Annotated in this window: 16 protein-coding genes; 6 read left to right on the forward strand and 10 right to left on the reverse strand. The window is 61.2% G+C overall.

The genetic code is table 11. The features are described 5' to 3' along the window. A partial coding sequence (locus AC1DT3_RS03160) for a carbonic anhydrase (protein WP_477463789.1) occupies positions 1 to 426 on the reverse strand: 426 nt, incomplete at its 3' end. A gap of 508 nt (positions 427 to 934) precedes the next feature. Here AC1DT3_RS03160 and AC1DT3_RS03165 point away from each other — a divergent pair. After that, the gene (locus AC1DT3_RS03165; RefSeq protein WP_477463790.1) at positions 935 to 1,648 is read left to right on the forward strand and encodes a carbonic anhydrase; all 714 of its coding nucleotides are present in this window, start codon (positions 935 to 937) and stop codon (positions 1,646 to 1,648) included. Between the two features lie 67 nt (positions 1,649 to 1,715). Here AC1DT3_RS03165 and AC1DT3_RS03170 read toward each other — a convergent pair whose 3' ends face one another. From AC1DT3_RS03170 to AC1DT3_RS03190, 5 genes are all read right to left on the reverse strand, one after another. After that, positions 1,716 to 3,578, reverse strand: coding sequence for a DUF2264 domain-containing protein (locus AC1DT3_RS03170; RefSeq protein ID WP_477463791.1), 1,863 nt, complete (start codon positions 3,576 to 3,578; stop codon positions 1,716 to 1,718). Positions 3,579 to 3,652: 74 nt separating this feature from the next. Continuing rightward, a complete protein-coding gene (locus tag AC1DT3_RS03175; RefSeq protein ID WP_477463792.1) occupies positions 3,653 to 4,939 on the reverse strand; it encodes an ABC transporter substrate-binding protein in 1,287 nt (428 codons plus the stop codon). A 45-nt stretch (positions 4,940 to 4,984) separates the two neighbouring features. Beyond that, on the reverse strand, positions 4,985 to 6,079 hold the full coding sequence (locus AC1DT3_RS03180; RefSeq protein ID WP_477463793.1) for an ABC transporter ATP-binding protein: 1,095 nt from the start codon (positions 6,077 to 6,079) through the stop codon (positions 4,985 to 4,987). Between the two features lie 37 nt (positions 6,080 to 6,116). After that, complete coding sequence (locus AC1DT3_RS03185; RefSeq protein WP_477463794.1) at positions 6,117 to 6,980, reverse strand: carbohydrate ABC transporter permease; 864 nt, start codon at positions 6,978 to 6,980, stop codon at positions 6,117 to 6,119. After that, complete coding sequence (locus AC1DT3_RS03190; protein WP_477463795.1) at positions 6,973 to 7,932, reverse strand: carbohydrate ABC transporter permease; 960 nt, start codon at positions 7,930 to 7,932, stop codon at positions 6,973 to 6,975. The genes AC1DT3_RS03185 and AC1DT3_RS03190 overlap by 8 nt, the downstream gene beginning before the upstream one ends. A 270-nt stretch (positions 7,933 to 8,202) precedes the next feature. Between AC1DT3_RS03190 and AC1DT3_RS03195 the strand changes: the two genes are divergently transcribed. The 5 genes from AC1DT3_RS03195 (at position 8,203) to uxuA (ending at position 13,319) form a co-directional block, all read left to right on the forward strand. Next, positions 8,203 to 9,270 carry a hypothetical protein gene (locus AC1DT3_RS03195; protein ID WP_477463796.1) on the forward strand — a complete coding sequence of 356 codons (1,068 nt, stop codon included), beginning with the start codon at positions 8,203 to 8,205 and terminating at the stop codon, positions 9,268 to 9,270. 80 nt (positions 9,271 to 9,350) lie between these two features. After that, on the forward strand, positions 9,351 to 10,391 hold the full coding sequence (locus tag AC1DT3_RS03200) for a LacI family DNA-binding transcriptional regulator (protein ID WP_477463797.1): 1,041 nt from the start codon (positions 9,351 to 9,353) through the stop codon (positions 10,389 to 10,391). Positions 10,392 to 10,409: 18 nt separating this feature from the next. Next, on the forward strand, positions 10,410 to 11,207 hold the full coding sequence (locus AC1DT3_RS03205) for a sugar phosphate isomerase/epimerase family protein (protein ID WP_477463798.1): 798 nt from the start codon (positions 10,410 to 10,412) through the stop codon (positions 11,205 to 11,207). Next, positions 11,204 to 12,040, forward strand: coding sequence for a fumarylacetoacetate hydrolase family protein (locus tag AC1DT3_RS03210; RefSeq protein ID WP_477463799.1), 837 nt, complete (start codon positions 11,204 to 11,206; stop codon positions 12,038 to 12,040). The genes AC1DT3_RS03205 and AC1DT3_RS03210 overlap by 4 nt, the downstream gene beginning before the upstream one ends. Positions 12,041 to 12,140: 100 nt before the next feature. Beyond that, positions 12,141 to 13,319, forward strand: a complete 1,179-nt coding sequence (gene uxuA / locus AC1DT3_RS03215) for a mannonate dehydratase (RefSeq protein ID WP_477463800.1) — start codon at positions 12,141 to 12,143, stop codon at positions 13,317 to 13,319. 19 nt (positions 13,320 to 13,338) lie between these two features. Here the strand turns inward: uxuA and AC1DT3_RS03220 are convergent, their stop codons facing one another. From AC1DT3_RS03220 to AC1DT3_RS03235, 4 genes are all read right to left on the reverse strand, one after another. Further along, complete coding sequence (locus tag AC1DT3_RS03220) at positions 13,339 to 14,193, reverse strand: alpha-amylase family protein (RefSeq protein ID WP_477463801.1); 855 nt, start codon at positions 14,191 to 14,193, stop codon at positions 13,339 to 13,341. A 6-nt stretch (positions 14,194 to 14,199) separates the two neighbouring features. Next, entirely contained in the window at positions 14,200 to 15,207 is a 1,008-nt protein-coding gene (locus AC1DT3_RS03225; protein WP_477463802.1) for an alginate O-acetyltransferase AlgX-related protein, read from the reverse strand. Continuing rightward, positions 15,204 to 16,283, reverse strand: coding sequence for an alginate O-acetyltransferase AlgX-related protein (locus AC1DT3_RS03230; RefSeq protein ID WP_477463803.1), 1,080 nt, complete (start codon positions 16,281 to 16,283; stop codon positions 15,204 to 15,206). Before AC1DT3_RS03230 ends, AC1DT3_RS03225 begins: the two co-directional genes overlap by 4 nt. A gap of 3 nt (positions 16,284 to 16,286) precedes the next feature. Further along, the coding region (locus AC1DT3_RS03235) for a hypothetical protein (protein ID WP_477463804.1) at positions 16,287 to 16,559 on the reverse strand (273 nt) is incomplete at its 5' end.

Raw genomic sequence — 16,559 nt, forward strand, 5'->3', positions numbered from 1 at the left:
GCGCGGACCGGCATGTTGAACCGCCGGGGCGATCAGATTCATCCAGCGGCCAATGAAATCGCCCGGCGACAGGGGCGCCTTGTCGTCGGCGAAAGCCCGAATGCCACCGCAGCGCGCGTGGCCGAGAATGACGATGTGTTTCACGCGCAGTGCCTGAACCGCAAATTCCAACGCGGCGGACGTGCCATGATAGTCACCGCCGGTCTCGAAGGGTGGCACCAAGTTGCCGACATTACGGGCGACGAAAAGATCTCCAGGGCTCGCGTCGAAGATGACCTCCGGAGACACCCGGCTGTCGCAGCACCCGATAACCATGACTTCCGGCGATTGTCCCTCCGCCGCGAGGGATTCGTAACGGGCCCGCTCCCGCGGGAAACGATCGCCGAGAAAAGCCCGGTAACCGTCGATCAAGCTCTTTGGGAACATACGCAGCCCTCCAATCACAACCGTTCATATACGAAATAGAGTAACGCCACTAAACCGGTAAAGATGCTTTCGCTTGGGGGTTCTTACAGAGATCGGCCGGATTGGCTATGCCTGATGGCAAATATCGGCCTTGCAACCCAGTCACGCACAGGGGGCGGCCACACTCTCACCCGCTAGGGCGTCGACATGGAACATTTGTAACGCAGGCCCCTCGAACCCGGATAGTGGCTGGACGCCCCTGGCGAATATCGGAACCGCCTCGCCCGCCCCTGGCTCCCGATGCTGACAAGTTTGTTACGGAAATCTGCCGGGTGGGCGCGAATGCTCGAACCCCGCAAAGTTTGGACTTTGGGCAAAGTCGCTTCCATTCGATATATGATCGTGCGAGGGGCCGAGATACACATCGTGGATCATCTCGCATTGGAGTTGCCCGCGAACGGCTGGCCGTGGTGGCCAATCGGGTGCTTGGGCGCAACGCTTGAACCGGACAAAAACCACAGGAAATCCCATGTGTGATGATCGTCGACTTCATTTTACGCGACGGACCCTTCTGGCGGCGGGTGCTGCTGCCGGGTGGGGGGCATTGGCGATACCCGCTATCGCCCAGGGCGCTACGTCCGCGCCGCCTCCCAACGCGATCAGCCCTGATGATGCCCTCAAACGTTTGATGGCAGGCAACGGGCGCTACGTCGGCAATGCTCCGGCCAACAAGGATTTTTCGGCAGGGCGCGTTGCGCGCGTTTCCGCGCAATATCCATTCGCCGCGATTCTCAGCTGCGCCGATTCCCGTGTGGCTCCCGAACTGGCCTTCGACGAGGGTCCCGGCGAACTCTTCGTCGTTCGCGTGGCAGGCAATTTCGTCAACGACGATGGCTTGGCGAGTCTCGAATACGGCATCAAGTTCCTCGGGATACCGTTGGTCATGGTCCTCGGCCACACCAATTGCGGAGCCGTCGATGCGACGATCAAAGTTTTGAAGGACAACGCCAAACTTCCAGGTCACCTCCCCGGACTTGTCACGGCCATCAAGCCCGCTGTCGAGAAGGCCAAGAAAGCGGATAGCGGAAATCTGCTGGAGGCCGCGATTGCCGACAACGTCCGCCACAACGTTTCCCGGCTGAAGGCCGCCAAACCGATCGTTTCCAACTTCGTCGCGGATGGCAAAGTYAAGATCGTCGGCGGCGTTTACGATCTCGCGACTGGCAAGGTGAACCTCCTCTAGAGATCGACGCAGGCAGAAATGGCATCCGGTTTGGCGCGGATCCCCGCGCCAAACCCGCTCCGACGTTCTAACGGTCGGCCGCCCCGGTCATGGCCGTCACCGGCATGCCTTTTTCGGCGATCAAACGCGCAAGTTCGGCGACGTCGGGCGCCAGCGGCGCTTTGTCGAGCGCTGAGCGAACTGCCACCGGATCGCCTTGCGCGATCACGGCGCATACGAGCAGGCTTTCGCCAATGGGTAGCTCCCCCAGCAACTGCGGCACAATCGTCTTCGGTGCGATGAGGTTGGTGTTCGGCGGCGCCCGGTGTGAGCGCCCTTCGCGAACGATCGAAGATCCCAGGTCTACAATCGCCGAGAGATCGGACGCCGTCTCGACAAGCGCCCTCCCCGGTCCGTCCTCCACCAGCGAAACGCTGTCGCCCTGACGAGCGGCTGCGAAGCCACCCTCTATCGTGTGGAGCGGGCGTGGTGTGCGAACACGATGGACCCGCACGTGATAAGGTTCGGCCCAGTAGACCCAAGTCTCGACTTCGACATCGGGAAAGGGACGCCAGAGCGCATAGAGCGTCCCGTCGGCGATCAGTGCCTTCTCATTTGTCTCCCGCGTGCGGCCGTGACGCCCGTCGACGCTGAAACCGATGGTGCCGTCGAAAACCGCATCGAAGAAGCGGCGATCGTCGCTCTCGACGCTGAAGCCGTAACGAGCCGAATAGACGAACTTGGCGTATTTCTCGGCTCCGAAACGCATCGTCAGGTTCTGCTGGCCGGATGAGAGCGCAATGGCGTCTCCCGGCGGATTGGCGACGACCATTCCAGGATGGCGCAGCGCAGCCGGCTTCGGCCTCTCCGGACACGGCGCCTCCTCAGCGGTCCAGAAGGGATGGTTCGCCGGAAGCGCAAGTGGCAGAAAGGCTTTCAATGCCCAATAGGGCGATCCCGCCGAGTTGTAGTTCTCGGACATCAGAAGATTGGGATAGGTGTAGCCGACGGGCATGATGCCGTCCCGCCCGGTGATCGGCTGTCGTGCCCACCAGCGCAGCAGGCGCAGGTAATAGCCTTTGATGACGCCCCAAGGCAAGGCTTCCTCACTCGCGAAGGCGAGTGCGCCCCAAAGGCCTCCGGTCGCAAATCGATACGTCATGGACCGGCCGAAAACGAGCGCGGCGCCATCGTCTGCATACCAGCGGGAAATGTCGTTGGCGAAGGCTCGGGCGCGCTCACGATAGCGCTCGTTGCGTGGATCGTCGTCGAGGGTCGCCAGGATCAAGCCATAGAAATGAAATGCAAACGGGATGTAGTGATCGACGTGGCGCGGCACGCCGTCGCGATACCAACCGTCGCCAAGGTAGAAGGCGTCGATCTCGGCGCGGAAGAGATCGGCCGGTTCGGGATCGAAGACGACACCTACCTGTTTGAGACCCATGTCGACCATCAGCCGGAAGAACTTCCAATTGTTGTCGGCGTATTCCTTGGGTCGCGCGGCGAGGAGGTATGCCGCCACGTTGTGTTTCTGTGTGTCCGACAACGGCTCCCAGACGTGCTCCGGAACAAGGCGCAGGGTGAGCCCGATCGCGGCAAGCTCAACCAGCCGCTGATCCTTGTCACCGGCGGGTCCCCAGTATTCTGGATGCGTGGGATCGGTGCCGGCGGCAAGCCCGCGTGCGATCGGCGCCCAATCGATCCAGGTCGCACCGCCCGCCGCCGCCGGCGCCAGCCCCCAGAGAGGGCGGGCGAAGCCCTCGAAATCGGCCGCAGCAAGGTCGAAATGAGCCGCCGCCGAATCGAGCCGCACACGGGCTCCGCCAGGTGAGCGAAATGCTTCGAGAGGTTGCACGAGCGATTGCAGGGCCCGATCGACATCCTCCCTCGTCCGACAGGGATTGTCCGCGAACGGATTGAAGAGGCGAGCGGGCGGAGCGTAGACGGACATGACGCAATCTTTATCGCCGCATCATCGCAGCGTCGGAAAAGGAAAAGCGCGGCACGAATGCCGCGCTTGCCGGCTTAGGCGCGAACGACGCGCTTTCCTTCGGAGACGAGCTTCTCCGCCGCCTGCGCAACCGTCAGCTGCCCGAAAGACAATTGGTCGGCGACAGGACGCATGACCATCTGATCGAATTCCGTCGCACCCTTCGGCACCGGTGGGGGATACGGTCCGACGTTCTTGGCGATCGCGTTGACGTACTCGATCGTCTTCCGGGCGACATCGTCAACCAGCGGCAACACGGATTCGCGGATGTCGAGATTGACCGGCACGCCACGTTCCACGCCGAGCACCTTTCCAGCCTCCGGATTGTTGACGAAGAAATCGATGAAAGCGGCCGCTTCGTCAGGACTCTTGCTGGACTTGCCAATGCACCAGATCAAGGCAGGTCGATAATAAAGGCCCGACGGTCCGCCCACTGTCGTGACGGGCAGACTCGTGATGCCGAGCTTTTGTTTCAGAACCGATTGATAGCCAATGAGCTGGTTCGAGAAGGCAAACGATATGGCGCTGTTGCCGCGCGCCAATGGGTTCGAGTCGATGAGGCTCYGATCGAGGGACTGGACATCCGGAGCGACACATCCGCCGCGCTGGCGAAGGGTGTCCCAATAATCATACCATTCCTTCGCGTCGTCGACCGTGAAGCCCAATTGACCGGCCTCAGTGAACAGGCTCTTTCCGCGTTGATGCAGCCACGCATCGAAGATGTAGTTGTAGCGCGACGCATTGGGTGAAGCCCAGACTTTGTCCTTCCCCATTGCCTTCGTGAGTTCGACGGAGAGATCCGCGAATTCCTTCCAAGTGATCGCCGAGGACGGAGGCTTCATGCCAGCTTTTTCGAACGCTTCGACGTCATAGATGATCGCGAACGAGTTCACCCCGAGCGCGATGCCAGCGACCTTTCCGTCGACTTTGGCAAGGTCGAGAATGCCGGGACCGAATTTGTCGGTCTTGATGGTGCCGCCGAGATAGCTGTCCAGCGGCAGCATCGCTCCGCGTCGATAGTAATCCGGCAACGTCGTGGGCTCGAATTGCACGACATCGGGAAGGTTGCGGCCGACGAGCATGGTCGCGAGCTTGGTCCAGTAATCGCCGCCGACCGCTTCGCCGGTGGCGGTGATGCCGGGGTGCGATTGCTCGAACAATTTTGCGACATCGAGGGTCCGCTTGGACCGATCGGGTGAGCCCCACCAGTAAAGGCGCAAGGCGGCCTCTGCGGCTCGCGCCGGCATGAAGGGAATTTGAGAAGCAAGGGCTCCGGCGCCAAGTGCCAGGGCCTGTTGCATGAGGTGACGTCTGCTGATCATTTTTTTCCTCCCGGTTGTTAGTCAGCGGCGTTTCTTCGCATGCGGTCAGAGCGTAAGCGTTCGCCCATCGGCATCGAAAAGATGGCAAAGTGAGGGATCGATCGAGGCCTCGACGAGATCGCCGACCTGCATCCCCTTCTGGCCGTCACACGAGATCGTCAGAGACTGGCCATCGGACAATCGACCGTAGATCAACGTCTGGCCGCCCAAATGCTCGACATGCTCGGTTTTGACCCGGCCGAGACGCAGGCCGTCAGTGTTGTTGATGACAATATGCTCCGGCCGGGCGCCGAGCGTCATCGGGGTATCGGGGGCAATCGGCGCAGCAGTGCTGGTGGCAAGCGTCGCCACCAGCTCCTGGCCTGCCAGATCGACCGCGAAGCCCGATGGGCGCTGCCCAAGGCCCATCACATCGAGAAAGTTCATTTTCGGCGAGCCGATGAAGCCGGCGACGAACCGATTGACGGGCTTGTTGTAGATCTCCAGCGGACGGCCATATTGCTCGACACGGCCGGCGCGCAGAACCACGATCCGGTCGGCAAGCGTCATCGCCTCGACCTGATCGTGCGTTACATAAATCATTGTCGCGCCGATATCGGCATGCAGCTTGGCGATTTCGACGCGCGTCTGAACCCGCAACTCGGCATCGAGATTGGACAGTGGCTCGTCGAAAAGAAAAATATCCGGTTCGCGCACGATCGCCCGACCGATGGCCACACGCTGGCGCTGGCCGCCGGAAAGCGCTTTCGGCTTCCGATCGAGAAGCTGCGTGATCTGAAGGATTTCCGCGGCCTTGCGAACGCGCTGATCGATCTCCGCCCTCGGCATTCTGGCCGTCTCGAGACCGAACGCCATGTTCTTATAGACCGTCATGTGCGGGTAGAGCGCGTAGGACTGGAAGACCATGGCGATGCCGCGATCGGCGGCCGCGCGCTCGTTCATCCGCTGCCCGCCGATTGTCAGTTGGCCTTCCGAGATCGGCTCCAAACCGGCAATCATGCGCAGGAGCGTCGACTTTCCGCAGCCGGAAGGCCCGACGAACACGACAAACTCACCGCTCCGGATATCGAGATCGACACCGCGGATCACCTCGGCCGCCCCAAACCGCTTGACGATCTTATCGAGAACGAGATTGGTCATGGGGAACGACGCTCGATGACTGAGGGCAAAGCAAATCTCATCGCTTCATCCCTGTGGTTGCGATGCCTTCGATCAGAAGGCGCTGGAAGAACAGGAACAACACGAAGACGGGCAAAACCGCGAGCGTGGACATGGCGAAGAGCGCGCTCCAGTCCGACTGACCACTCGAATCCACGAAGGTGCGCAGGCCGAGCTGCACCGTGTAGCTCTTGGCGTCGTTGAGATAGATCAAGGGCGCGAAGAAATCGTCCCATGTCCAGATGAACGAGAAGATCGCGGCGGTCGCGAGCACAGGCATCGAAAGCGGTAGGATGACCTTGAAATAGATTCTCCACGGACCGCAACCATCCATCGTCGCCGCCTCGTCGAGTTCTCGCGGAATGCCCCGGAAGAACTGCACCATGAGGAAGATGAAGAACGCGTCCATGGCCAGGAACTTCGGCACCACCAACGGCAGGATCGTGTTCACCCATCCGAGATTGAGGAAGAGGACATATTGCGGGATCAGCACCGCATGCTGGGGCATCATCAATGTCCCGAGCATGAGCGCGAACCAGAAGTTTCGTCCTGCAAATCGCAGCCGCGTGAACGCGTATGCAGCGAGCGAACAGGACATCAGATTGCCGACGACCGCCAAGATGGCGATCATCAGCGAATTGAGAAAAAAGCGCCCGAAACTGACACTGAGCCCGTTCCAGCCCCGGCGGTAGGAATCCAGACTGAAAGCGTTGGGGATGAGCGACGACGACGTGAAGATCTCGTTGTCCGGTTTGAATGAGCTGGAGACCATCCACAGCAACGGATAGAGCATGATGAAGCTCACCGCGATCAGTCCGGCGTAGACGAGACCGCGTGTCGCGACGGAGGGTGGTGCTGCAGCTGGGCGAGCAATCTCAGTCATCGTAGTGGACCCAGAAGCGCGCAGTGAGGAACGACAACGCCGTGAACACGGCGATGATGATCACGAGCACCCATGCTAGAGCCGACGCGTAGCCGATGCGGAAGTTCACAAACGCTTCCTGGTAGAGGTAGAGCGTATAGAACAGCATGCTGTCCACCGGACCGCCGCTGCCATTGCTGATGACGAATGCAGAAGTGAACGCCTTGAACGCATCGATCGTCTGAATGACGGCGTTGAAGAAGATGACGGGCGTGAGCAGCGGCAGCGTGATCTTGAAGAACTGGCGGCGAGCGTGTGCACCGTCGATGCTGGCTGCTTCGTACATGTCCTGCGGGATCTGGCGAAGACCGGCGAGAAAAATGATCATCGGCGAGCCGAATTGCCAGATGGCGAGCAGGACGATCGTGTAGAGCGCCGTACTCGGTGTCGAAATCCAGCTTGGCCCGTCAAAGCCGAACAGGCTGGCGAGCAATTTGTTCAGCAAGCCGTCACCGGCGAAAATCCGGCGCCACAGCACCGCGATGGCGACGCTGCCGCCTAGGAGGGACGGCAGATAGAAGATCGCACGAAAGATCGTGAGGCCCTTCAAGCCCTTGTTGAGCGCGACGGCGACCGCCAAGGCGAAGGCCAGCTTCAGCGGCACCGCCAGGACGACGAAGGTGAAGGTCACCTGCATCGCCTTCCAGAACCGCGGGTCGTCGCTCGCAATGCGGGCGTAATTGCCGATACCGATCCAGTACGGCGTGTCGACGAGGTCGTAGTCGGTGAAGGACAGATAAAGCGAACTCAGCGCCGGACCGAGCGTCAGCGCGAAAAAGCCGATGAGCCAGGGAAGCAGAAAGCTGTAGGCCGCGAATGCGTCGCGCAGCCGTGCCCACACCCCGGGACGTACGACGTCCACAAGGGCATTCGCCACAAAAGCACTGTCTTCGCGAGCATAACGCGCTTCCATGAACCCTCCCTAGGCAAGGCCCATTTTTGGTTTCTTCTTATTGTCGAGCAGCGTGATGACGGGCCCGGAAAATGTCAATGGAAAATTTATGTATTGACGAAAGTTTCGTTTAAATTAGAAAATCAGAGAAATTTTCGAAAGCGCGACATGAGAGCTGAACAGGATTCGTATTTTGGCGGGATCTCTGCCCCTGCAACGGTTCGGGCGACTGACGCCTATCAAAGAGCCCTGGAGCGGTGCGTTGCCAAGCTCAGAGCCACGATACCCATCATGGGTCTGCGCAATCCGAAGATCKGCCGCCCCGATCTGACGTGGAATTACTGCGGTCCCTTCGATTGGGTCATCAGCTTCCAATCCGGCCAGCTGTGGCTGGCGCTCCAGCTCACCGGGGATCCGATTTTTCTCAACGCGGCGCGCGCACGCCGTCCCGCGTTTCGGCAGATCCTTCGCCATCGCCACGCACGCGACCACGATCTGGGCTTCCAATTCTCCCTGAGCTGCGTCGCCGAGTGGCTCATGACGAGCGATCGGGAATCGCGTGAACTCGCGTTGCGCGCCGCAGAGGCACTGTTGGCTCGCTTCCGCCACGAGGGACAATACCTGCAAGCCTGGAACCCGCGACCGACGCACGGCGGCGCGCGGGCAGAGTTCGTCGCTGGGCGAATGATCGCGGACACGATGCAGAACCTGGCGCTTCTCCACTGGGCGCATGGGGAGACCGGACAAGTGGATTTCCGGGACGTCGCACTCGGGCATGCCGCGACGGCCGCGAAACACCTCGTCCGCGACGACGACACGACGTACCACACCTATGTCTTCGATTCCGTTTCCGGCGCTCCTCTGCGTGGCGAAACTCATCAGGGCTTTGCGGACGAATCCTGCTGGTCACGCGGGCAGGCCTGGATGATCCACGGCTACGCGCAATGCGCGCTGAGCACCGGCGACTCCACTGCACTCGATATCGCCCGAAGGCTCGCCGCCAAAGCCGAGCATCTGATGGGCCGCGATTCGGTCCCCGTATGGGATTACGGCCTCAACGACGGTTCGCCCGCCTATCGCGATAGCTCCGCGGGCGCGATCATGGCCGCCGGCGTCTACATCATCGCCAGCCTCTCGGAAGGGGCCGAGGCCGCGCGCTGGACCGCCTTCGGTGATCGGTTGCTCGACGGCCTGCTCGCCACATGCGATCTCACCGCCAATCCCAATGCTCACGGCCTCCTCAATCACGGGGCCGCGCATGTGAAGGCAGGGTTTTCGGACACCATGCTTCCATATGGCGATTACTACTTCATGGAGGCCTTGATGCGGTCCCTGGGTCATACGCAATTTTTCTGGTAAGGGCAGCGACGACCGGCTCCATTTCTCCAAATGGGGTCGTTGCATTCCGCGCCTCGACGCAGAGCGGCAGGTTGAGAACGATGGACAACAGACCGACGCCAACTCTTCACGATATCGCTCGCGCAGCCGGCGTTTCCGTTGCGTCAGTCTCCAAGGTCCTCAACAACCGCCCCGGCGTCAGCGATGAAAGCCGGCGCCGTGTGACCAGCATCGCCGACGAGCTCGGGTATCTCGGCCGGGCCGGCCGTTCCAACCGTCCCGCGATCGACAGCGTCACGATCATCACCCTGTCCCGCTATTTCTCCGACAGCCAGTTCTACGAAGACATCCTTCAAGGCATCATCGAGGAATGCGAGACGCAATCGCTCACGACGGAAGTGCGTCTGCTGCCGTCGGACGGACCCAACACCGACGTGGACGTGTCGGAGATCTTTCGCAACGGGTCACCGCGATCGGTTCTTCTTCTCGGGCTTGATCAGCCTGCAATCGTTGAAGAAGTCGTCGCAAGTGGCGTTCCGGCGGTCATCATCAACGGTCTCGATCCGATCATGCGCCTGAGTAGCATTTCGCCCGACAACCGCTTTGCCGGCTGGTTGGCGACCCGCCGGTTGCTCGAGGCGGGCCATCGCGAGATCGTCTACATCACCCTCCCCTTGCGATTATCGCTGCGGCGGCGTCTCGATGGATTCCGGGATGCGCTGGAAGGCGCCGGCATCGCGTTCGACCCCGACCGTCACGTCATCGATCTCGGTAAGGAGAAAGTGGCTGATTTCCAAACGCGGGTGGCGATCGACCGTGCCTTCAAGAGCGGACGCCTGAGCGAAACGACGGCCTTTTTCTGCAGCACCGATGTGATCGCGCTCGGCGCTCTGCAGGCGTTGGAAGCACGTGGATTGTCAGTTCCGGGAGACTACTCCGTCATCGGCTTCGACGACATGACGATTGCTCTGCATAGCCGCCCGCCTCTGACGACCATGAGGATCGATCGCGCAGAGCTGGGACGCGAGGCCGTCACGATGCTGATGGAGAAGATCACTAATCCCGATGCGAGCCCACGCCGCGTTTCCATGGCGGTCCAGCTCATCGAGCGCGCCACCGTCGATCTCCCACGATCGCGCTGAGCGCGGGAATACCGGCGCGTGACCTCTTTCCTTCCCGGTCTCTGCTCAGTGACGTTTCGACATCGGGATCCCGCATGGATCGTCTCGGCGGCTCAGGATGCGCAACTCTCAGGCATCGAGTGGGGCGGCGACCGCCATGTGCTCCCGCGAGACATCGACACGGCGCGCAGCGTTGGCGGGCTGACCAGGGCTCACGACCTGCTCCCGATCTCGTACGGCTCTTACATCGATCCGCCGCAATCGAACCTTGCTGATTTCGAGCGCGCTCGTGAAACCGCAGCCGCCATCGGGTCGGACAACATTCGGATCTGGCCGGGAACGCGTGGTCGCCCGTCCGCCGATTATGCGGCCCACGAACGCACACAAGCCGCGGCGACGATCCGCCAGATGGCGCAGGCGGCAAGCGAGATCGGCCTCGCGCTGTCCCTGGAATATCACCCAGATTCGCTCACCGACAGCACAGACGATGCGTTGCGGTTGATCGAGGACGTCGCGCATGACAACGCCTATCTCTACTGGCAGCCGCGCCCCGGCGTTGCGCTGGCCGAAGCAATTGCAGAGATCCGGCGCGTGGGAACGCATGTATCCCACCTTCACGTGTTCGCGTGGGATGCGGATTGCCATCGCTATCCGCTTGCGGATCAGGAAGCGTATTGGCGCGAGGTCGTGCAGGCCATGCCGCCGAGCCGCTATTCGCGTCCGCGTTACGCGCTGCTGGAATTCGTCGCCGACGATGACCCCGTCCGGTTCCAACAGGACGCAGCGACGTTGCGGCGACTTCTCGGCAGCCCACACCCACTTTGGAGTTTGCGATGAAGCTTGCCAGCTATGTAAAGAACGGAAAACCCACCTTCGGCGCCGAGACCGCCGGCGGCCTCGTCACCCTCGCGGGCCTCCTTCCGGGAATCGACTGCGTGGTGGATGCCATCCGCGAGGACCGTCTGGATGATCTCGCGGCAATCGCATCGCGGCGCGACGGCGACACGAGCATTGACGGCGTCTCTTTCCTTCCGGCCGTTCCCAACGGACAGAAGATTGTTTGCATCGGACACAACTACCACGGCCACGCCCCTGTCGAGCCGAAGGAATGGCCGGACTTTTTCATTCGATTCCCAGATTCGCTCGTCGGCCATGGCGAGCCGTTGCAACGTCCGAAGGTTTCTCCTTCTTATGATTTCGAGGGCGAGCTTGCTGTCGTTATCGGTCGCGAAGGAAGGCATATCCGCCGGGAGGACGCGCTGTCCCACATTGCCGGTTATACCTGCTTCCTCGATGGCAGCGTTCGCGACTATCAGGCTCGCAGCATGGCGGCCGGCAAGAACTTTCGCGCGTCGGGCGCGATGGGCCCTTTCATGCTGACGGCTGACGAGGTGCCGGACCCGAGCCGCCTCGTCTTATCCACGACCCTGAACGGCGAAAGGGTGCAGCATTCCGGTCTCGACCAACTGATCCACTCGATTCCAAAGATCATTTCCTATTTGTCCGAGATCATGCTCCTCCAGCCCGGCGACGTGATTTCGACCGGGACGCCGGAAGGTCTCGGCGTGTCTCGCCAACCTCCCCTGTGGATGAAACCCGGCGACCGCATCTCGGTTCAAATCGAGCCGATCGGAATCCTATCCAATCCGGTCATTGCCGAGATCGATTGAATCCGTAGTAGGACCGGAGATCTGGCCGATCTCGAAACGTTGTGGCACCGTTGCGCAACATGCTGGCTCCCAAAGTGACGTGAACGACAGGACGAAGACGATGAAGCAGACTTGGCGCTGGTTCGGCCCAGACGACCCCGTGACACTGGCCCACGTTCGTCAAGCGGGCGCCAGCGGCGTCGTCACGGCGCTGCATCATCTCAACGACGGTCGCGCGTGGCCGATGGACGAGGTTCTCAAGAGAAAGGCTGAAGTCGAGGCCGCCGGGCTTACCTGGTCGGTGGTCGAGAGTGTCATCGTCCATGAGGACATCAAGACGCGGACTGGTCGCTATCGAGAGCTCATAGACAACTACAAGGCCTCGATCCGCGCTGTCGCTGAAGCCGGCATCGAGACGATCTGTTACAACTTCATGGCGATCACGGATTGGACCCGCACCGACCTCGAATTCCCCATGCCCCACGGTGGCACGGCGCTCAGATTCGATATGATCGAGTTGTGTGTCTATGACCTGTTCATGTTGAAGCGTGAAGGCGCCGAAGCCGATCATCCGCCGGACCGCATCGATGCGGCGAGGAAGCGCCACGCCGTCATGAGCAACAGCGACAAGGCACGGATCGAACGCAATCTCATTGAATGGGTTCCTGCCCGCGAGTTCGTCTATGACCGCGAGAGCTTCCGCCGGCTGCTCGCGATCTATGCCGAGATGACGGTCGAAGACTTTCGCAGCAATCTCTTCGCCTTCCTGGCGGAGATCATTCCGGTGGCCGAAGAAGCGGGCGTGCGGATGGCCATTCATCCGGACGACCCGCCATTTCCTATTTTCGGTTTGCCTCGCGTAGTCTGTCGTGCATCAGATGCCGCCGCCTTACTCGCCAGCACACCGTCGCATGCCAACGGCTTGACCCTGTGTACCGGCTCCTACGGCGCCAGCGCCGCAAACGATCTCGTTGCTATGGCGAGCGCGTTCGCGCCGCAGATTCATTTCGCACATCTGCGCAACGTGACGCGCGAACCGGACGGCTCTTTCCATGAATCCGAACACCTGGGCGGCGACGTGGACATGATCCAGGTCGTCGCGGCATTGATGCGGGAAGAGCGTCGACGCCGAGCCGAAGGCCGCAGCGATTGGGAGATTCCCATGCGGCCGGACCACGGCCACGTGATCCTCGACGATGTGGGAAAGAAAGTGAATCCCGGCTATTCGGGGATCGGACGACTGAAGGGCTTGGCAGAATTGCGCGGCGTCATGCGAACGATCGACGCATTCGATATCTGACATGCTTTGCAGGCGAGTGTCATTTCGCCTGCAAGTCATCGATCAGCCTATCTGACACGTAGTGCGGGCCGTCGAAAAGATAAACCTGATAACCGTGATAGGCCGCGATTTGCGGGCGCAGTTCCGCCGCACTCGCCGCGCGAAAGCCGGTGGCTTGCGGCCGGAACGCCTCCGCGATCACCCGCAAACGGTGTTTGCCCAGTTTATCCGCAAGAGCATCGGCGTATTGGCGTGCAACCTCCGGCCCGCGCGCATGAACCCCGACGCCGTCCTGAAAGAACACGCCCACATCCGCCGGCAGCCACGTGTCCAACCAATCGGCGAGCGGCTTTGCCCCGATGTTTGCGCTGTCGTATACGCTGATCCAGAGCGGACGCGGCAGCTCCCGCAGCAAAGGCGCCATGGACGGCGCCTCGCTCCAGGTCGGATCGACTTCGACCGGAAAGTACCACCCCGCGACATTCAGCGGAGTCTTCCATCGCGAAACCGCGAGAGACAGTTCGGTCAATTCGCGCATCCGCGTGCGTGCAGCGCGCTCATCGAACCTTCCCGCGAGCCCGACGATGACGTCTCTCGCCCACGGTTCTCGCGCGATGCGATCCCAATCCGGCAATCGCAGCGCTGTCGGCAGGCCGATCCCGGGCACAAAGGAGAGGCCGTCCACGACCGTCCATTGGATCAGCAACCCGTCGGCCCCCAACTGCTCCCAAGAGCCCTTGATATCAACCGTCGCGTTGTCCAATTGCCAGACTGTGCCAGCAACCCGGTACGACAATGGCCCGCGCCAGATCATCATGAAGAGAATGGCAATTGCAGCAAGGACGGCAGCTGCGCACGCGAGGATCAGCGCGAGCCGGCGAGATCTCTTCGTCATCGACAACTATGGTCCAATCGCCGCGTGCACGCGACTGCGCCAAGTATCCGCCGCCATCGTCGATTTCGGCTCCCACTGACCCTTCGCATCGGGACCTTGGTGCATTTGCGCTTCGTTGAACTGCCAGACGATCACCTGTGGCGGATTGCTCTTGAAGTCCTTCGACTCGACATATTGCAGAAAAGTGGACCACGGGCCCACGTTGCCGGGATTCCACGTCAGGGAGACGGGTCGATCGAGCGCGTTCGAAAGCGCTTGCGGGAAGCCCAGATACGGCTGGACGAAACTGTTACCTACGACATGTATGAGGGCAGCATCCTCGTCCACCAGCCCCTTGCCGCCGTTGGCGGCAGCGCGGCGAACAGTGAAGACTTCACGGCCGACGGCTTTCTGCTGCTCCTCGGTCATGAAATTCGCGGCGAGATCACCGAAGCGCCGCTCGTTCGACCATTCGCCGAGAACCGTGCCGCCACCCGGCTCGCCGCGGAGTTTCCAGCTGTCCTTGATCGCGCGTGCGGTTGCGGCCGCCGCTGCTTCCGCCGCCCATGCGGTCCAATGGTAGTCGGTGCGGAAGAACGCGCTCTGTTTGTCCTTCAAGTTCGTCTTCAAAATCGACGGCACATCGACACTTTGAAGTCCGGCTTCTTTGAGCGCAACCGTGAGACCCGCATAGCGCGCCGTCACCTCCGCGCTGAGCTTCTGCGTTTCCTGAAGTTTATCAGTATAGAACGGCGCCTTCATGGGAGCCACGACGAGAAGAAGCTCTATCTTGCGCGCGGCGAGATCGTTCTTGACGTCCTTGATCAGGGCAATCGATTGCGCAATGCCCGCATGATCGACCTTGTCGTGGCTCTCCCAACCGGGGAAGAGCCACTTGTCTCGCCCCTCGATCACCGCCGTTTGCGAGAGCGCCGAACTGACGTGTACGGTCGGTACGAGAATGGCGGCAGCGGCGAGCAAATGGAGCGATCTCCGAATTGCAGGCAGGCGGAAAAAGCGTGAAACTCGCGTCATGAATGGTCTCGCAAATAGCGTTTCTCGTCATCGGTCAGAGGTAGATCTAGGGCGCGGATCGGCCACTCCCACACGATCGCCCTCACATCCTTCAACGTCGTTTTGTCGCTCTTGAGAAGTTCGAGCATAGCGCCGGCAAATCCCCCGCCCGCAAGGCTCTTCTGGATCACTTCGCGGGAGAGTTCCGCCTGCAGATAGTCGATGAAACCGGAGTTCAAGGAATAGGATGAACCCGCAAGAAGAACCGAAGGCGACGGCACGTCGTCGAGAAGGCCCCCGGTGCGCTCGATGCCGGCCGTCTCGGGGACTTCCGTATCCGGTGCGGGCCCGAACAAATGCGCCGTCCGCTCCAGATTGGCCAAGCGCATCAGATCGCCTGGTCTCTCGACCGGCCGCTGCGCGCKCGACAGAACGATGGTGTCACCGCCAGAGCCAAGCGTGCGCTCGACAGCTTCTCCAACGCGGCGTGCCGCAAATTGCGCACCGATGCGATCCCAGTGAGTGTCGGTTCTCCAATAACCCGGCTTTGGCCAGTTCGGAACCACGTCGACTTGTTCGAGCGCGAGATCCGCGCTTGCGGCTTTCCAGTGTCCTGGCCGCTCGTGAAGTCGGTCGCTTGCCGCGAGGCCGCATCCTTGCTCCGACGCCAGCTCGGCCTTGTCGGGTACCGGCACCACAATCAAAGCGATGCCGCGGGTTTTCATGTCGGCAGCGATCGCCGCAGCAAGGCGCGCACGCTCGAGCAGGTGATCTTGCGCCCCCGGAACTTCGACGAGCTCCTCCGCGAGAAAGAGCCAACCGGGGCACCCCGCGCGCACCTGCGGGCCCGCATCTCCGGTCAAGGCGTAAAGCCCTCCGTCAACGAATCCATTCAGCGCCTCACTCGATGGGATCCAAGACACCACGGCCTTGTCTATCTTTGCCGTAAAGCGCCCATCGAATATGGCGCCCCATTGCCATTGCGCGGCGAGCTTCTGACCTGAAGGTGAGATTGCGCCTTTCATGACAAACACCAGCCCGGCGCCCATGACGACCAGGAAGACGAGAGTGGAAAGGAGACGGACTCGCTGGAGCATGAGCTAGAACTGAAAGTAAAGGAATGGAACAACAGCGCGCCCTTGCAGCACCCAGAGCGCAACGATCCAGAGTGCGAGGGCCGTCCACGTCTTGAGCTGGAGGCCCAGCAGCGCGAGACGCCCATCGATGAGCTTCAGTGCAGGTGCGTAGATGACGAGCGCTCCCGCCAACATCGCCAGGACCTCGGTCGGGCGAAGCGACGCGAGAAAGGATCCTGAAAAGCCGTTCCCGTTTGCTCCCGCGAGTCCATTCATGATCACACCGAATGACGACCA

It is taken from the genome of Microvirga sp. P4_G7 (genome assembly GCF_056401005.1).

Excerpts from the sequence above, each read along its gene's own strand:
- AC1DT3_RS03170 (WP_477463791.1), bottom strand. The coding sequence starts at position 3,578 with ATGTCCGTCTACGCTCCGCCCGCTCGCCTCTTCAATCCGTTCGCGGAC.
- AC1DT3_RS03180 (WP_477463793.1), bottom strand. The coding sequence starts at position 6,079 with ATGACCAATCTCGTTCTCGATAAGATCGTCAAGCGGTTTGGGGCGGCC.
- AC1DT3_RS03185 (WP_477463794.1), bottom strand. The coding sequence starts at position 6,980 with ATGACTGAGATTGCTCGCCCAGCTGCAGCACCACCCTCCGTCGCGACA.
- AC1DT3_RS03190 (WP_477463795.1), bottom strand. The coding sequence starts at position 7,932 with ATGGAAGCGCGTTATGCTCGCGAAGACAGTGCTTTTGTGGCGAATGCC.
- AC1DT3_RS03200 (WP_477463797.1), top strand. The coding sequence starts at position 9,351 with ATGGACAACAGACCGACGCCAACTCTTCACGATATCGCTCGCGCAGCC.
- AC1DT3_RS03210 (WP_477463799.1), top strand. The coding sequence starts at position 11,204 with ATGAAGCTTGCCAGCTATGTAAAGAACGGAAAACCCACCTTCGGCGCC.
- uxuA (WP_477463800.1), top strand. The coding sequence starts at position 12,141 with ATGAAGCAGACTTGGCGCTGGTTCGGCCCAGACGACCCCGTGACACTG.
- AC1DT3_RS03220 (WP_477463801.1), bottom strand. The coding sequence starts at position 14,193 with ATGACGAAGAGATCTCGCCGGCTCGCGCTGATCCTCGCGTGCGCAGCT.
- AC1DT3_RS03225 (WP_477463802.1), bottom strand. The coding sequence starts at position 15,207 with ATGACGCGAGTTTCACGCTTTTTCCGCCTGCCTGCAATTCGGAGATCG.